Source organism: Pseudomonas sp. FW215-R2, assembly GCF_058789255.1.
On sequence record NZ_JBYTBO010000042.1, the window covers coordinates 1 to 14,263 of the forward strand.

A 14,263-nucleotide genomic window follows, 5' to 3' on the forward strand; every position below is an offset into this window, starting at 1 on the left:
CCTCTAAACCGGCCCTCCCCCCGTTGGCACAGCTCCTGCTATAGCCCTCGCAGGCTGCGTTTCAACGCGCTCCACAAAAACAATTAAACGAAGGATCCTTCAATGGATAACTCCAACGCCCTGCCTCTTGGGTCGGCTGCCGTGCCGGTCAAAGAACGAACCACCGCCAGTCGCATCAAGTCGATCTTCAGCGGTTCCGTCGGCAACATGGTCGAGTGGTACGACTGGTACGTCTATGCCGCCTTCTCGCTGTACTTCGCCAAGACCTTCTTCCCCGCCGGTTCCACCACCGCCCAATTGATGAACACCGCCGCGATCTTCGCCGTGGGCTTTCTGATGCGCCCGATCGGTGGCTGGCTGATGGGCCTGTACGCCGACAAGGTCGGACGTAAAAAGGCACTGATGGCCTCGGTGTACCTGATGTGCTTTGGCTCCCTGCTGATCGCCCTCAGCCCGAACTACGAAACCATCGGCATCGGCGCGCCGATCCTGCTGGTCTTCGCCCGTCTGCTGCAAGGCCTGTCGGTCGGTGGCGAGTACGGCACTTCCGCGACTTACCTGTCGGAGATGGCGACCAAGGAACGTCGCGGCTTCTTCTCAAGCTTCCAGTATGTGACCCTGATCTCGGGCCAGCTCATCGCGCTGGGCGTGTTGATCGTGCTGCAGAACATGCTGACCACTGAACAGCTGTACGCCTGGGGCTGGCGTATCCCGTTCGCCATCGGCGCGCTGTGCGCAATCGTTGCGCTGTACCTGCGTCGTGGCATGGAAGAAACCGAGTCGTTCACCAAGAAAGAGAAGTCCAAGGAAAGCGCCATGCGCACCTTGATGCGCCATCCGAAAGAACTGCTCACCGTGGTCGGCCTGACCATGGGCGGTACGCTGGCGTTCTACACCTACACCACCTACATGCAGAAATACCTGGTGAACACCGTCGGCATGAGCATCTCCGACTCCACCACCATTTCCGCAGCGACGCTGTTCCTGTTCATGTGCCTGCAACCGATCATCGGCGGCCTGTCCGACAAGATCGGTCGTCGTCCGATCCTGATCGCCTTCGGCGTGCTCGGTACGATCTTCACTGTGCCGATCCTGATGACCCTGCACACCATCCAGACCTGGTGGGGCGCGTTCTTCCTGATCATGGCGGCGCTGATCATCGTCAGCGGCTACACCTCGATCAACGCCGTGGTGAAGGCCGAGCTGTTCCCGACCGAAATCCGCGCCCTGGGCGTCGGCCTGCCGTACGCACTGACCGTGTCGATCTTCGGCGGCACCGCCGAATACATCGCGCTGTGGTTCAAGAGTATCGGCATGGAAACCGGTTACTACTGGTACGTGACTGCGTGCATCGCGGTGTCCCTGCTGGTGTACATCACCATGAAAGACACCCAGAAACATTCGCGGATCGTCACTGACTGATCGCAAAAAAAACGCGCGAAGGTGCAAGACCTTCGCGCGTTTCTTACCTGTCCGATTTCCCGATCAGGACAACTCGGCAACGCCCTGTTTGCCGCCATAGCGCTTCTGCGCATAAGACGCGCCCACGATCATCACCAACAGAATCCCCGCCAGCACCGCCGACGAACCGATGGTGCCGAAGTCCAGTCCGCCCTTCTCATGGGACTTGGTCATCAAGTCGCCCAGGGTCGCGCCAAACGGCCGGGTCAGCACGAACGCCACCCAGAACAGCGCCACCGACGAGATCTTGGTGAAGTACTTGAGCAGTACCACCACCGCAATCGCCGAGCCGATCAACAGCGCGCCACCAGCGAAGCCCAGGCCCGAATCGTCCGCCAGGTAATCGCCGAGCGCGGTGCCCAGGGTGTTGGAGAACAGGATCGCCATCCAGTAGAACATCTCGCCGCGAAAGCTCTGCACCTTGGTGACGTTGAGCGAATCGCCGCTCAGGCGCCACGCCGCGAAGATCGCCAGCAGGATCGCGATCAGGATCATCGAACCTGTGGCGTAACCCAGCTCCAGCGTGCGGTCCATGAAGTCGGACATGGTGGTGCCGGCGGTGCTGGTCGACAGGATCACGATCCAGTACAGCAGCGGCTTGTAAGTCTTGGACATCAGCTGCGTGATCAGCGTCAGGACGAACACGCTGATCAGGATCAGCGAGCTCATGGCATAGCCGACGTTGAGGGTCATCGACAGCAAATCCCCCGCGGTTTCCCCCAGGGTCGTCGCGCAGATTTTCATGACCCAGAAGGCCAGGGTGATTTGAGGCAGTTTGTTCATTGCAGGTAAAGCTCCAGTGTGTGACGGCCGGTTCTTGGTTTTCTGGCCGCCGGCAGACTGGCGTTACGAGGGTGAAAAACCGGTCGGGAATGTATGAAAAATCTGTCACACAAGCCAAAAGCAGCGATTAATCACCGGTTAATGCCCCTGCTGCATCCTGCACCTACCTGATCGATGACCTGCGCGACGCTCGCTCCGACGACGAAAGCGAATTGAATGCGTCGCCCTTAATATCAAGTTAATCGATTGCTTTTAGCATTATTTTGCGCTTTTTAATCAATTTAGTTGGCGTAGCATGAACCCCATGCGAAACACATCGCCAACGAATTTCGAATCTGGAGAACGACCATGAAAACCAAACTGATCCTCGCCCTGACCTTGTCCGTACTGGCCGCCAACACCTTCGCCGCCGATGGCTCGGACAAAACCAAATCCGCCGATTTCATTTCCGGCGCCAGCGCCGCCATCGAAACCAGCCACTCGGGCGCCTACGCTGCCGATGGTTTCGATAAAACCAACGTCGGCAAAGCCGTTGCTGCCGATGGCTTCGACAAGACTGGCACTGCTGCTGCCATCGCTGCCGACGGCTTCGATAAAACCGGCACCGCCGCTGCCATCGCTGCTGACGGTTTCGATAAAACCGGTACTGCCGCAGCCATTAGCTGATCGGCGCAATGCAAACACCAAAGCCCGGCCATTGCCGGGCTTGTTCATTTCTAAAGGTCGGCATTTGATCTTCGTGGATCGGACTTGCACTATTGGCCGCTTATAAAAGCCTTCAGGAACACCCCGCCATGCCCGATGACATCCATTTCTACGAACCGGCCAACGGCCACGGCCTGCCCCACGATCCGTTTAACGCGATCGTCGGTCCGCGCCCCATCGGCTGGATTTCTTCGCAGGATGCCGAGGGCCGGCTGAACCTGGCGCCTTACAGCTTTTTCAACGCGTTCAACTACATTCCGCCGATCATCGGGTTCTCCAGTGTCGGGCGCAAAGACAGCCTGAACAACATCGAGCAGACCGGCGAGTTCGTCTGGAACCTCGCGACCCGGCCGCTGGCCGAGCAGATGAACCAGAGCTGCGCAGCCGTCGCCCCCGAGGTCAACGAGTTCGAACTGGCGGGGCTGACGCCGGTGGCGTCAAAGGTGATTGCCGTGCCGCGTGTGGCCGAAAGCCCGGTGTCCTTCGAGTGCAAGGTCACGCAGATCATTCAGTTGCAGCGGGCCGACGGCGAGACGGTGCCGAGCTGGCTGGTGCTCGGCGAGGTGGTTGCCGTGCACATCGCCAAATGGCTGTTGAAGGACGGGATCTACGACACCGCCGCCGCAGAACCGATTCTGCGGGGCGGCGGGCCGGCGGACTACTTCCAGCTGGGGCCGGAGGCATTGTTCAAGATGTGGCGCCCGGGCGCCGTCAAGTAAACGCGGTTACCAGATCAGCTCGGCGTCATCAGTGACGCCCTTGAGCTTGTCCAGCTCATTGATGGCCGCTTCATCGGCGGCAATGGCACCAGGGAAGACCTGGTCATTCAACAGTTTGTGAAAGCGTGGCGCACCGCCGTCGACCAGGGCCTTGACCGCGATTGCCGCGTGATAACCCTTGTTGCTGCCCAACTCGACGGGGACTACAGCGGAAACCGCTTCGAAGTGTTCGAACTCTTTACGTGCCATGTCGCAGGTCCTGGCTCAGTCAAATAGGCTGGCCATTAAACCCTCAACCGGCGAGTTTGTGTATCGGCGCGCAACTTTGACCCAGCGCCTGCGCCGCCGACACGTCTTTAAACGTGTGGAAATCCAGGCTGTTGACCACCAGGTCCTGCACCAGCTCGGCAAAGACTTCCATCGACGGGCTGCTGAAATACGCGGTCATCGACTGCTGGTTATTCCAGAAACCGGAAACCAGCCAAAGCTCCGGATCACACTGCGAATGCTGCAAGGAAAAGCTCAGGCAACCGGCGGCGGCACGGGACGGTTCGATCAGCGCGCTCAGGCGCATGCCGAGTTCCGCCGAGCGCCCGGCGCGCGCTCGAACGAAGGCCATATGACTGACGGGAATCTGCTTGGACATGTTCAACCCTCCCAGGGAGTCGCGTGGCAGCCGGGGACGGGCTGCGACAGGATCCAAGGTTAAGGGCCGGGCAGTGTTCGCCGTTAGTCGATTCCTGCCGCCGCGTTGCACAATCCTGCGAGACTGTCTTTCAGACCTGTAACAGATCGTGAATTGCTGTCACCGTCCTGTCACACCGGTTTCGAGCAAGTTTTCCGGAATGCGCCCTGTCATGTCTGGGCAGGCACGCAACGCCATGCAGGATCAGGCAAGCATTTCGCAGGATGTGTCTACCGCTTGCGCTTGCACAAACTTATGCTCTGCTCCCATTCCATCCCTTGCCGAGGAGGCTGTGCATGACGTCATTCGATCGTTTTCAGGCGCCGCCCGATGCCGACATGGAAAAGCAGCGCGCGGAACTGGCGGCCATCATCCGCCGCAACACGTCCGAAGATGGCAGTTATGCCACCGCCGTCGGCTCGCTGTTCATGTCGCGCCACACAAAATCCCATGACTTCGCCCCGGTGCTCGCGCAACCGGCGCTGTGCATCATGGCCCAGGGTCGCAAAGAGGTACGGCTGGCGGACGAATTCTTCAATTACGACCCGCTGAATTACCTGGTGGTCTCGGTTTCGATGCCGTTGAGCGGTCGGGTGGTGAATGTCTCGCCTCTGGAACCGATCCTCGCCGTGCGCCTGGACATCGACCCGGCGGAAATCACCGCGCTGATCGCCGACGCCGGGCCCATGGGCGTGCCGACCCGGCCGACCGGGCGCGGTCTGTATGTGGAAAAGATCGACAGCGCGATGCTCGATGCGGTGCTGCGTCTGGCCCGCCTGCTCGACACGCCGAAAGACATCGCCATGCTCGCGCCGCTGATTCGCCGGGAGATTCTCTATCGCCTGTTGCGCAGCCCGCAGGGCCATCGGCTGTACGAAATCGCCATCGCCAACAGCCAGAGCCATCGCATCAGCCAGGCGATCAAATGGCTCAACGGCAACTTCGAACAACCGCTGCGCATTGATGATCTGGCGAAGGAAGTGAACCTCAGCGTCTCGACTTTGCATCACCGCTTCAAGGCGATGACGGCGATGAGTCCGTTGCAGTATCAGAAGCAGCTGCGCCTGCAGGAGGCGCGGCGCTTGATGTTGGCTGAGGGGTTGGAGGCTTCGGCGGCGGGGTATCGGGTGGGGTATGAAAGTCCGTCGCAGTTCAGTCGTGAGTACAGCCGGTTATTTGGGGCGCCGCCGTTGCGGGATCTGGCGCGGTTGCGGCTTTCCGTATGAACTCAAAAAGCCCCCTCACCCTAACCCTCTCCCGGAGGGAGAGGGAACCGATTGGGGAATATTCACGAAATACACCGACCTGAAATTGCTTTACCGAATCCATAATCGACTCGATCTCTCAGGTCGACGGACAGCGCAAGACAACTCGGTCGGCTCCCTCTCCCTCCGGGAGAGGGCTGGGGTGAGGGAGCGATTTTGAGCACAAGCGCAATTAAGCGCCGAGTACCCGACACGCCTCACTCGGCAACGTCACCGACACCGGATGCCCGATCCCCAGCCCGATGCCCTGACACGGCGTGCTCAGCGCCGTGAAGGTCACCCCGGAACATTCCACCGTAGTCTCGATAGTCGCGCCGATATCCCGCACAAACGTCACCTTGCCCAGCAGGCGATTGCCCGCCGTGGCCTGGGGCGCCGACAGTTGCAGGTCTTCGGGACGGATCAGCATTTTCACTTTCTGTCCGACCACGATGCTGCTGCAGATCGGCACTTGCAGGGCATCGCCGCCCGGCAGCACGACCTTGCCATCGCCTAGCGCGGTGGCCGGGAAGATATTGCCGGAGCCGATGAAGTCCGCGACGAACTCGTTGGCCGGATGGCGGTAGATTTCGATCGGCGTACCCACCTGCTGCACGCGATGCTCGCCCAGCACCACCACGATGTCAGCCATGGTCATGGCCTCGCGTTGATCGTGGGTAACCATGATGGTGGTGATGTTCAGGCGTTGTTGCAACTGGCGGATTTCCACCTGCATCGACTCACGCAGCTTGGCATCCAGCGCCGACAGCGGTTCGTCGAGCAGAAGGATTTTCGGGTGCGAGGCAATTGCCCGGGCAATCGCCACCCGCTGACGCTGACCGCCGGAGAGTTTCGCCACCGGGCGGTCGATCATCGCTTGCAGCTGGATCAGCTCCAGCAACTCCACCACCCGCGCCTGTTGATCAGCCTTGCTCACGCCCCGCAGTTTCAGCGGATAGGCGATGTTCTCGCCCACGGTCATGTGCGGGAACAGCGCCAGCGACTGGAACACCATGCCGAAGTTGCGCAGGTGCGCCGGGGTGTGGCCAATGTCCTCGCCGTCCAGGCGGATCTCGCCGCCGGTAAGGGTTTCCAGCCCGGCGATCATTCGCAGCAACGTGGTCTTGCCGCAGCCCGACGGGCCGAGGAAGCACACCAGTTTGCCCTCGGGCAAATGCAGGTTGACGTCTTTTACCGCGCAGGCCGAGCCGTAGTGTTTCTCGACGTTTTCCAGAATCAGTCCAGTCATGTTGCACCTCACAATCAAAAGGAAACGCCGCCCTCGCCCACCAGCTTCTCCAGCGCCCAGATCAGGACGAAGTCGATCAGCACGATCAGCACGGCAAACGAGAACACGGTAGGGTCGAGCGATGACACGGTGCGGCTGTACATCCAGATCGGCACGGTCATGACGTCGATGGTGTAGAGGAAATAGGTCACGGTGAATTCGTTGAACGAGACGATGAACGCCAGCAGCATCCCCGCCAGAATCCCCGATTTCATCAACGGCACCACCACATCGACGATGGCCCGCAACGGCGAGGCGCCGAGCATCTGCGCGGCCTCTTCGACTTCGCTGCCGATGGAAAGCATGGCCGCCGTGCAGTTCTTCACCACGAACGGCAGCGCCAGAATCACGTGGGCAATCACCAGCCGCGAGGTGGTCATGTGGAACGGCAGGCTGTCGAACACCAGCAGCAAGGCCAGCCCCAGCACCACCATCGGAAACACCAGCGGCAGCGACATCAGTTGCAGCGCCACGCCCTTGCCACGGAACTCGCAACGGGTCAGCGCGTAGGCCGCCGGTACCGCGATCAGCGTGGCGAAAATCATCGTCAGGCATGCCACCAGCAAACTGGTGCCCATCGCCTGACCGAGGCTCAGCACATCGCTGGCATCCGGCGACACAAAGGTGTGCCACGCCGCCTTGTACCATTGCAGGCTGTAGCTGCTCGGCGGGAAGTCGAGGTTCGACGCGCCGCTGAACGACATCACGATCATGGTCAGGATCGGCAACACGGCCAGGAACAAAATGATCCCGGAAAGGATGCCGGCAAACTTGCCGGTGTCGCCCGGCAACAGCGACTGACGCTTCTTGATCAGGGCACTCATTGCGAAGCCTCCAGCAGACGGCGACGGCGGCCGGTGATGTATTCGGACAAGGTCATGATCGCCAGCGTGGTGACGATCAGCACCACGCCAGCAGCGGACGCAGCGGGCCAGTTCATCAGCGGGGCGATCTGGTCATGCACCATCACCGCGAGCATCGGCACGCGCCGACCACCCAGCAGCAGCGGCACCACGAAGCTGCTGGCGTTGTAGGCGAACACCAGCGTCGCGCCGGTGATGATCCCCGGCAGACTCATCGGCAACACCACCTGACGGAACACTTGGAAACGACTGGCGCCAAGCGTCGCGGCAGCTTCTTCGTAGCTGCGGGCGACACCGCGCATGGCGCTGGCAATCGGCAGCACAGCGAGCGGGAACGCGGTCTGCACCAGCCCCATCAACACGCCGTTCTGGTTGTACAGCAACATGATCGGGCGTTTGATCAGACCGAGGCCCATCAGGGTCTGGTTGAGCATGCCGCCGGGGCCGAGGATCACCAGCCAGCCGTAGCTTTGCAGCAGCAGGTTGACCAGCAGCGGCAACAGCACCGCCGCGAGGAAGATTCGCCGCACGAATGGCGAAGTCAGGCGCGACATGGTGTACGCCACCGGGATCGCCAGCACCACGGCGATCACCGCGCTGATCAGCGCCAGACGCAAAGTCAGCAGCAACGATTTGAGGTAGTAGGGTTCGAGCAACTGGGCGTAACTGGCCAGGCTGAAACCGGACCACTCCGCGCCCTTGGTGCCGACGCTCATGCGCAACACCAAAAGGCTGGCGGCAATCAGCACGCCGAGAAACAGCATCGACGGCGTGAGGAAAAACCACGCCCGTGCAGTCGGCGAAACACCGCGCGCCGGGCGCACGTCACCCGCGCCGACCGGTTGGGTCAGGGATTGATGTTCCATAGCAATGATCTCGTCAATGGAAAACGAATCTCCCGGGCACCCCGATCATGCGGTGCCCCGGAAGGTCGGCGTCAGGAAGAAAAGATTTCCGTGTAGCGACGAATCCACTGGTCATGCACGGTCGCCAGGAAGGCGTTGTCGTGCATGATCGCCTTCTCCGCGATCTGCTCCGGCGTGAGGATGAACGGGCTCTTGCGCGCTTCGGCGGAGATGATCGCCTTGGCGTTGACCGGGCCGTTGAAGATGTCTTCGGCCATCTTGCCCTGCACCAGCGGGTCGAGGGAGTGATCGATGAAGGCGTAGGCCAGGTCGGTGTCGCCCGGACGGTTCTTCGGCATCACCGAGAGCATCAGGTCGGTGTAGAAACCTTCTTTCATGCCGAACGTGGCGCCGAGGCCGTAGTTCGGGTCGCGGATCTGCTTGGGGAAAAACGCCGGGGCATAGAGGCCGCCCATGTCCAGGGAACCGGTGCGAAACAGCTCGGCGATCTGGTTGGGGTTTTCGCCCAGGGTCACCACGCGGTCTTTCAACTCCGCGAGTTTCTTGAAGCCCGGCTCGATGTTGTGCTCGTCACCACCGGCCAGTTTGGCGGCGATGATGATCAGGTCCATCGCCTCGGTCCAGTTCGGCGGCGGCAGGAAAATGTTCGGTGCCAGATCGGCGTCCCACAGCGCGGCGTAACTGTCCGGCGCTTCCTTTTGGGTGCGGGTGCTGTAGACCAGGCTGTTGCACCACAGCAGGTAACCGATGCCGTGACCGTTGGCCCCGGTGCGGTATTTTTCAGGGACATCGATCAGGTTGGGAATGCGGTTGAGATCGGGTTTTTCCAACAGCCCGGCAGCGGCCAGACCTTCAGCTCCAACACCGGCCAGAGTGATGATGTCGTACTGCGGACGGTCACCGCCGGCCTTGAGCTTGGCGACCATTTCCGAGGTGCTGCCGGTGCGGTCGGCAATCACTTTGGCGCCGGTCTTGGCTTCGAACGTTGCAGCGATGTTGCGCAGTGCGGCCAGACCCGTGTCATCGGACCAGGTCAGCAGGCGCAGGGTCTTGCCGGCAAAACGGGTGTCGCTGGCACTGGCCCGGATGAAGGGCATGCTCATGGCCGCCGCAGCCACCGAGGCCACGCCGACGGTTTTGATGAATTGACGCCTGTTCAGATCGTGCTCGCCCATTTAGGACTCCCATTATTCTTGTAAGTATGAGATTGACCGCAACCCTTGCCGTGCGTGATCGGAACCGCTCAAGCCCCCGATTTTAAAGGGCTTGAACGTGATCAGCGGGTTCATCCTGAGGTCGTGCAAAACACCTGACTATCGATAAAAACTCATTGGAGCCATGACGCCGGCGCATGCCTCGTTGCGAGGCATGCGCTGACCTTTTTCGGGCATTCAGAGTGCGCGGATCACGTGCTTGATTTCCTGGAATGCCGCCAGGCCCCACGGCCCCAGTTCGCGACCGATGCTGCTCTGTTTGTAGCCGCCCCACGCCGTCTGCGGGAAGATCACCTGCGGTGCGTTGAGCCACACCAGCCCCGCCTGCAAGGCGTTGGCGACCCGATCTGCGGTCTCGGCATTGCGCGTGACCACGCTGGCCACCAGGCCGAACTGGCTGTCGTTGGCCAGGGCAATCGCCTCGGCTTCCGAAGCGAAACTGCGCACGCAGATCACCGGGCCGAAGATCTCTTCACACCACAACGCACTGTCGAGGGGCACTTCGGTGAAGATCGTCGGTTGCAAGAAATATCCACGCGGCAGATCCGCCGGGCGATTGCCGCCACAGATCAGCTTGGCACCGGCGCTCAGGCCACGGTCAATGTGACCGAGCACTCGCTGGTACTGCGCCTGATTGACCAGCGCGCCCATCTCGACTTCTGGATCGAACGGGTCGGCCACACGGATTTTTTCCGCGCGGGCCTTCAGACGAATCAGGAATTCATCGGCCAGTTCATCGGCGACCAGCACCCGGCTGGTGGCCGAGCACATCTGCCCGGCGTTGAAGAAACCACCGCCGCAGGCCAGCTCCACCGCCAGATCCAGGTCGGCATCTTCCAGGATCAGCAGCGAGGATTTGCCACCCAGTTCCAGGCTCACGCCCTTCACGGTTTCCGCGGCGCGCTGCATCACCTGCACACCCACGGCGTTACTACCGGTGAAGGAAACCTTGGCGATGCGCGGGTCCGCCGACAGCGGCGCACCGACCGCCAGGCCGGTGCCGCACACCAGGTTGAACACGCCTTTGGGCAGACCGGATTCGGCGATGATCGCCGCCAGTTCCAGTTCCGGCAGCGGCGTGACTTCCGAAGGCTTGAGCACCACGCAGCAACCGGCGGCCAGGGCTGGCGCGAGTTTCCACGCGGTGGTGACCATCGGGAAATTCCACGGCACGATCAGCCCGACCACACCGCACGGTTCGCGGCGCAGACGTGCGCTGAAGTCGTCGCTGGGCAGCGGCACATTGCTGTCCTGTTTCGCATCGAGGCCTTCGGCGAGTTCGGCGTAATACTCGAAGGTGGCGATCACGTCATCGACATCGATGCCCGCTTCAAACTGCGGTTTGCCGTTGTTGCTCGACTGCAACTTCATCAAGTGATCACGACCGTTGCGCACGCCATTGGCGATGTTGCGCAGGATCGCGCCGCGCTCGGCGCCGGTGGTTTTCGACCAGTCCTTGAAGGCTTCAGTCGCGGCCGTTACCGCTTGGTTGACGGCGTTTGCATCTCCGCCATTGACCGTGGTCAGCAGCGCTTCGGTGGCCGGGTTGATCACGCGCAGGTGCTCGCGGCCGGCGGCCCATTGGCCGTTGATGTACAGGCCGTCGAGTGTGGTCGGGAAATTCATCATTTGGCCACCGCCATCATCCATTGGGTCTGGTCGATTTCGATCAGGGTCGGGCCCTGACGATCGGTGGCGGCGCGCAGTGCACCGCGCAGGTGTTCGGCGGAGCTGATCGCTTCCGCCGCGCAACCCAACGCCTTGGCGACACCGATGAAGTCCGGGGTGTAGATGTCCACACCCACCGGTTCGATGGCGCGGTTGACCATGTATTTCTTGATCTCTTCGTAACCCTGGTTATTCCACAGCAGGATGATTACCGGCGTTCGCGCTTCCACGGCGCTGGCCAGTTCCGGCAGGGTAAATTGCAGACCGCCGTCGCCGATCAGGCACACCACTGGCGGACGTGCGCCGTGTTCCAGTGGGCCACCGAGCCAGGCGCCAATCGCTGCCGGCAAGGCGTAACCGAGGGTGCCGTAACCGGTGGACGAGTTGAACCAGCGGCGCGGACGCTCCGGGTTGAACGTGAGGTTGCCGGTGTACACCGGTTGCGTGGAGTCGCCGACGAACACCGCGTTCGGCAGTTCGTGCAGCACGGTTTCGAGGAAGCGGGTCTGGGCCAGAGTCGGGGCGTCCCAGGTCGCGGCCAGGTCTTCACGCAGACGGGCGGCGCGCACCTGACCCCAGTCGTTGCGGCGCTCGGCCAGCGGTTTGTGCGACAACGCGCTCAACAGTGCTTGCGCCGCGTTGCGCGAGTCCGCCACCAGCGCTACATGAGGCGGGTAGTTGCGCACGGTCTGGTCTGGATCGATATCGACGCGCAGCAGTTTGCCGGGGATCTCGAAACCACCCGCGAAGGTGACGTCGTAGTCGGTTTCCGCCAGTTCGGTGCCAATCGCCAGGATCACGTCGGCGTCGGCCACCAGGGCGCGGGTCGCCACCAGACTCTGGGTCGAACCGATCAACAGCGGATGATTGGACGGCAACATGCCTTTGGCGTTGATGGTCAGAGCCACCGGCGCATCGAGCAGTTCGGCCAGTTCAGTAAGCTCGGCAGCCGCGTCGATGGCGCCGCCCCCGGCGAGGATCAGCGGACGCTGGGCGCCGGCCAGCAGTTCAGTCATGCGGCTCACGGCGGCCGGTGCAGCACCGGCGCGGTCGATGTGGACCGGCACGCTGGCCAGCAATTCGTCGGCTTCTTCAACCAGCACATCCAGCGGAATCTCGATGTGCACCGGACGCGGACGCCCGGCCTGAAACAGCGCAAACGCACGTGCCAGCACGCCCGGCAATTCGGACGCCGACATCAGGGTGTGGGAGAACGCCGCCACACCGCCGACCAGTGCGCTCTGGTTCGGCAGTTCATGCAACTTGCCGCGACCGCCACCCAGTTGACTGCGCGACTGCACGCTGGAGATCACCAGCATCGGGATCGAATCGGCGTACGCCTGGCCCATGGCGGTGGTGATGTTGGTCATGCCGGGGCCGGTGATGATGAAGCACACGCCCGGTTTGCCGCTGGTGCGGGCGTAGCCGTCGGCCATGAAACCGGCGCCCTGCTCGTGGCGTGGGGTAACGTGGTTGATGCTCGAACGGGCCAGCCCGCGATACAGCTCCACGGTATGCACCCCGGGAATGCCGAACACCTGCTCGACCCCATAATCTTCGAGTAACTTGACCAGTACTTCGCCACACGTCGCCATGTCTTTGCCCTTCTTGTTCGTTGAGGCACCGGGCCTTAAGGGAACCGGTGATTGGCCTCATTGAAACGGGCGACCCGTAGCCGCAACAATCGATAAAAGCTCATACTAGCCATGTCCTCACGTCATACCTTGGATCCACATGAAACGACTGCCTCCCCTGCCCGCCCTGCATACGTTTCTGATCACCGCGCAGTGCTGCAACTTCACCCGGGCCGCCGAGCAGTTGCACATCACTCAAGGTGCGGTGAGCCGGCAGATCGCCGGGCTTGAAGAACATCTGGGCTATGAGTTGTTCATTCGCCTGGCCCGGGGCTTGGAACTGACGGCCGAAGGTCGCGAATGGCTGCCACGGGTGCAGCAGGTGTTCAGCCTGATCGGCGACTCGGTGGAGCTGATCGGCGCCAAACGCGAGACCCTGCAACTCAAGGCCCCGAGCTGCGTAATGCGCTGGTTGCTGCCACGGCTGTTGCAATGGCAGCGCGAGCGCCCGGACGTGCCGGTGAAACTCACGGCGTCGTTGCAGCACGGGGTGGACTTTCATCGCGAGCAGTTCGACGCCGCAGTGATCTACGGCACCGCGCCCCACGACTCGCCCGCGACCTTGCACCTGTTCGATGAACAACTGACGCCGGTCTGTTCACCGGGGCTGCTCAAGGGGTCGCCGGCCCTGCACACGCCGGCCGACTTGCAACAGCACTTGCTGCTGCACCCGACGCACACCGATGACGACTGGACGCTGTGGCTGGAGGCCGCCGAACTGCACTTGAGCAACATCGGCAGCGGTCAGCATTTCGAAACCCTGGATCAGGCGATGTCGATGGCGTCCCACGGGACGGGGGTGGCGATCGGCGACTGGTCGTTGATCGGCGATGACTTGAACGCCGGGCGACTGGTGATGCCGTTCGATCTGAAGGTGAAGACGGGATTGGGCTATTACATCGTGGCGCCGGCGTCGGAGCCTTCGGCGAAGTTGCAGGAATTGATGGGGTGGTTGGTGGAGCAGGCTCATACCCGCTGAGCCCGCCCTCACTGTGATGATCGCTCCCACGCTCCCCTTCTTTGATCGTTCCCACGCTCTGCGTGGGAATGCCTCACTGGACGCTCCGCGTCCGCTTCGGCATGGGACGCGGAGCGTCCCGGGCTGCATTCCCACGCGGAGCGTGGGAACGATC

General features: G+C 61.8%; 14 protein-coding genes. 5 read left to right on the top strand and 9 right to left on the bottom strand.

What is annotated here, in order from left to right:
• The first annotated feature begins 102 nt into the window (after positions 1-102).
• A complete protein-coding gene (locus tag AC3WRD_RS29515) occupies positions 103-1,422 on the top strand; it encodes an MFS transporter (protein WP_096818372.1) in 1,320 nt (439 codons plus the stop codon).
• Positions 1,423-1,485: 63 nt separating this feature from the next.
• On the opposite strand, the gene AC3WRD_RS29520 is transcribed toward AC3WRD_RS29515, so the two are convergent.
• Positions 1,486-2,244: a COG4705 family protein gene (locus tag AC3WRD_RS29520; protein ID WP_096818374.1), complete on the bottom strand. Its 759-nt coding sequence runs from the start codon at positions 2,242-2,244 to the stop codon at positions 1,486-1,488.
• Positions 2,245-2,592: 348 nt separating this feature from the next.
• On the opposite strand from AC3WRD_RS29520, the gene AC3WRD_RS29525 reads away from it, so the two are divergent.
• Together AC3WRD_RS29525 and AC3WRD_RS29530 are read left to right on the top strand one after the other, a co-directional pair.
• Positions 2,593-2,910 (top strand): hypothetical protein, encoded by a 318-nt coding sequence (locus AC3WRD_RS29525; protein WP_085730226.1) that lies wholly within the window; start codon positions 2,593-2,595, stop codon positions 2,908-2,910.
• Positions 2,911-3,038: 128 nt separating this feature from the next.
• Positions 3,039-3,668: a flavin reductase family protein gene (locus tag AC3WRD_RS29530; protein ID WP_085709577.1), complete on the top strand. Its 630-nt coding sequence runs from the start codon at positions 3,039-3,041 to the stop codon at positions 3,666-3,668.
• A gap of 6 nt (positions 3,669-3,674) precedes the next feature.
• On the opposite strand, the gene AC3WRD_RS29535 is transcribed toward AC3WRD_RS29530, so the two are convergent.
• Together AC3WRD_RS29535 and AC3WRD_RS29540 are read right to left on the bottom strand one after the other, a co-directional pair.
• Positions 3,675-3,917: a hypothetical protein gene (locus tag AC3WRD_RS29535; RefSeq protein WP_096818378.1), complete on the bottom strand. Its 243-nt coding sequence runs from the start codon at positions 3,915-3,917 to the stop codon at positions 3,675-3,677.
• Between the two features lie 43 nt (positions 3,918-3,960).
• Positions 3,961-4,314, bottom strand: a complete 354-nt coding sequence (locus AC3WRD_RS29540; RefSeq protein WP_085709576.1) for a putative quinol monooxygenase — start codon at positions 4,312-4,314, stop codon at positions 3,961-3,963.
• Positions 4,315-4,649: 335 nt separating this feature from the next.
• Between AC3WRD_RS29540 and AC3WRD_RS29545 the strand changes: the two genes are divergently transcribed.
• A complete protein-coding gene (locus AC3WRD_RS29545) occupies positions 4,650-5,579 on the top strand; it encodes an AraC family transcriptional regulator (RefSeq protein WP_102620735.1) in 930 nt (309 codons plus the stop codon).
• 211 nt (positions 5,580-5,790) lie between these two features.
• On the opposite strand, the gene AC3WRD_RS29550 is transcribed toward AC3WRD_RS29545, so the two are convergent.
• The 6 genes from AC3WRD_RS29550 to AC3WRD_RS29575 form a co-directional block, all read right to left on the bottom strand.
• Positions 5,791-6,846: an ABC transporter ATP-binding protein gene (locus tag AC3WRD_RS29550; RefSeq protein WP_096818382.1), complete on the bottom strand. Its 1,056-nt coding sequence runs from the start codon at positions 6,844-6,846 to the stop codon at positions 5,791-5,793.
• A gap of 14 nt (positions 6,847-6,860) precedes the next feature.
• On the bottom strand, positions 6,861-7,709 hold the full coding sequence (locus AC3WRD_RS29555) for an ABC transporter permease (RefSeq protein ID WP_064599073.1): 849 nt from the start codon (positions 7,707-7,709) through the stop codon (positions 6,861-6,863).
• On the bottom strand, positions 7,706-8,614 hold the full coding sequence (locus AC3WRD_RS29560) for an ABC transporter permease (RefSeq protein WP_007960163.1): 909 nt from the start codon (positions 8,612-8,614) through the stop codon (positions 7,706-7,708). The genes AC3WRD_RS29555 and AC3WRD_RS29560 overlap by 4 nt, the downstream gene beginning before the upstream one ends.
• A gap of 71 nt (positions 8,615-8,685) precedes the next feature.
• Entirely contained in the window at positions 8,686-9,789 is a 1,104-nt protein-coding gene (locus AC3WRD_RS29565; RefSeq protein ID WP_011335694.1) for an ABC transporter substrate-binding protein, read from the bottom strand.
• Positions 9,790-10,005: 216 nt separating this feature from the next.
• Positions 10,006-11,454, bottom strand: coding sequence for an aldehyde dehydrogenase family protein (locus AC3WRD_RS29570; RefSeq protein ID WP_173861347.1), 1,449 nt, complete (start codon positions 11,452-11,454; stop codon positions 10,006-10,008).
• Entirely contained in the window at positions 11,454-13,091 is a 1,638-nt protein-coding gene (locus tag AC3WRD_RS29575; protein ID WP_102620737.1) for a 5-guanidino-2-oxopentanoate decarboxylase, read from the bottom strand. Before AC3WRD_RS29575 ends, AC3WRD_RS29570 begins: the two co-directional genes overlap by 1 nt.
• A gap of 139 nt (positions 13,092-13,230) precedes the next feature.
• On the opposite strand from AC3WRD_RS29575, the gene AC3WRD_RS29580 reads away from it, so the two are divergent.
• Positions 13,231-14,109 (top strand): LysR substrate-binding domain-containing protein, encoded by an 879-nt coding sequence (locus AC3WRD_RS29580; RefSeq protein ID WP_102620738.1) that lies wholly within the window; start codon positions 13,231-13,233, stop codon positions 14,107-14,109.
• The last annotated feature ends 154 nt before the right edge of the window (positions 14,110-14,263 follow it).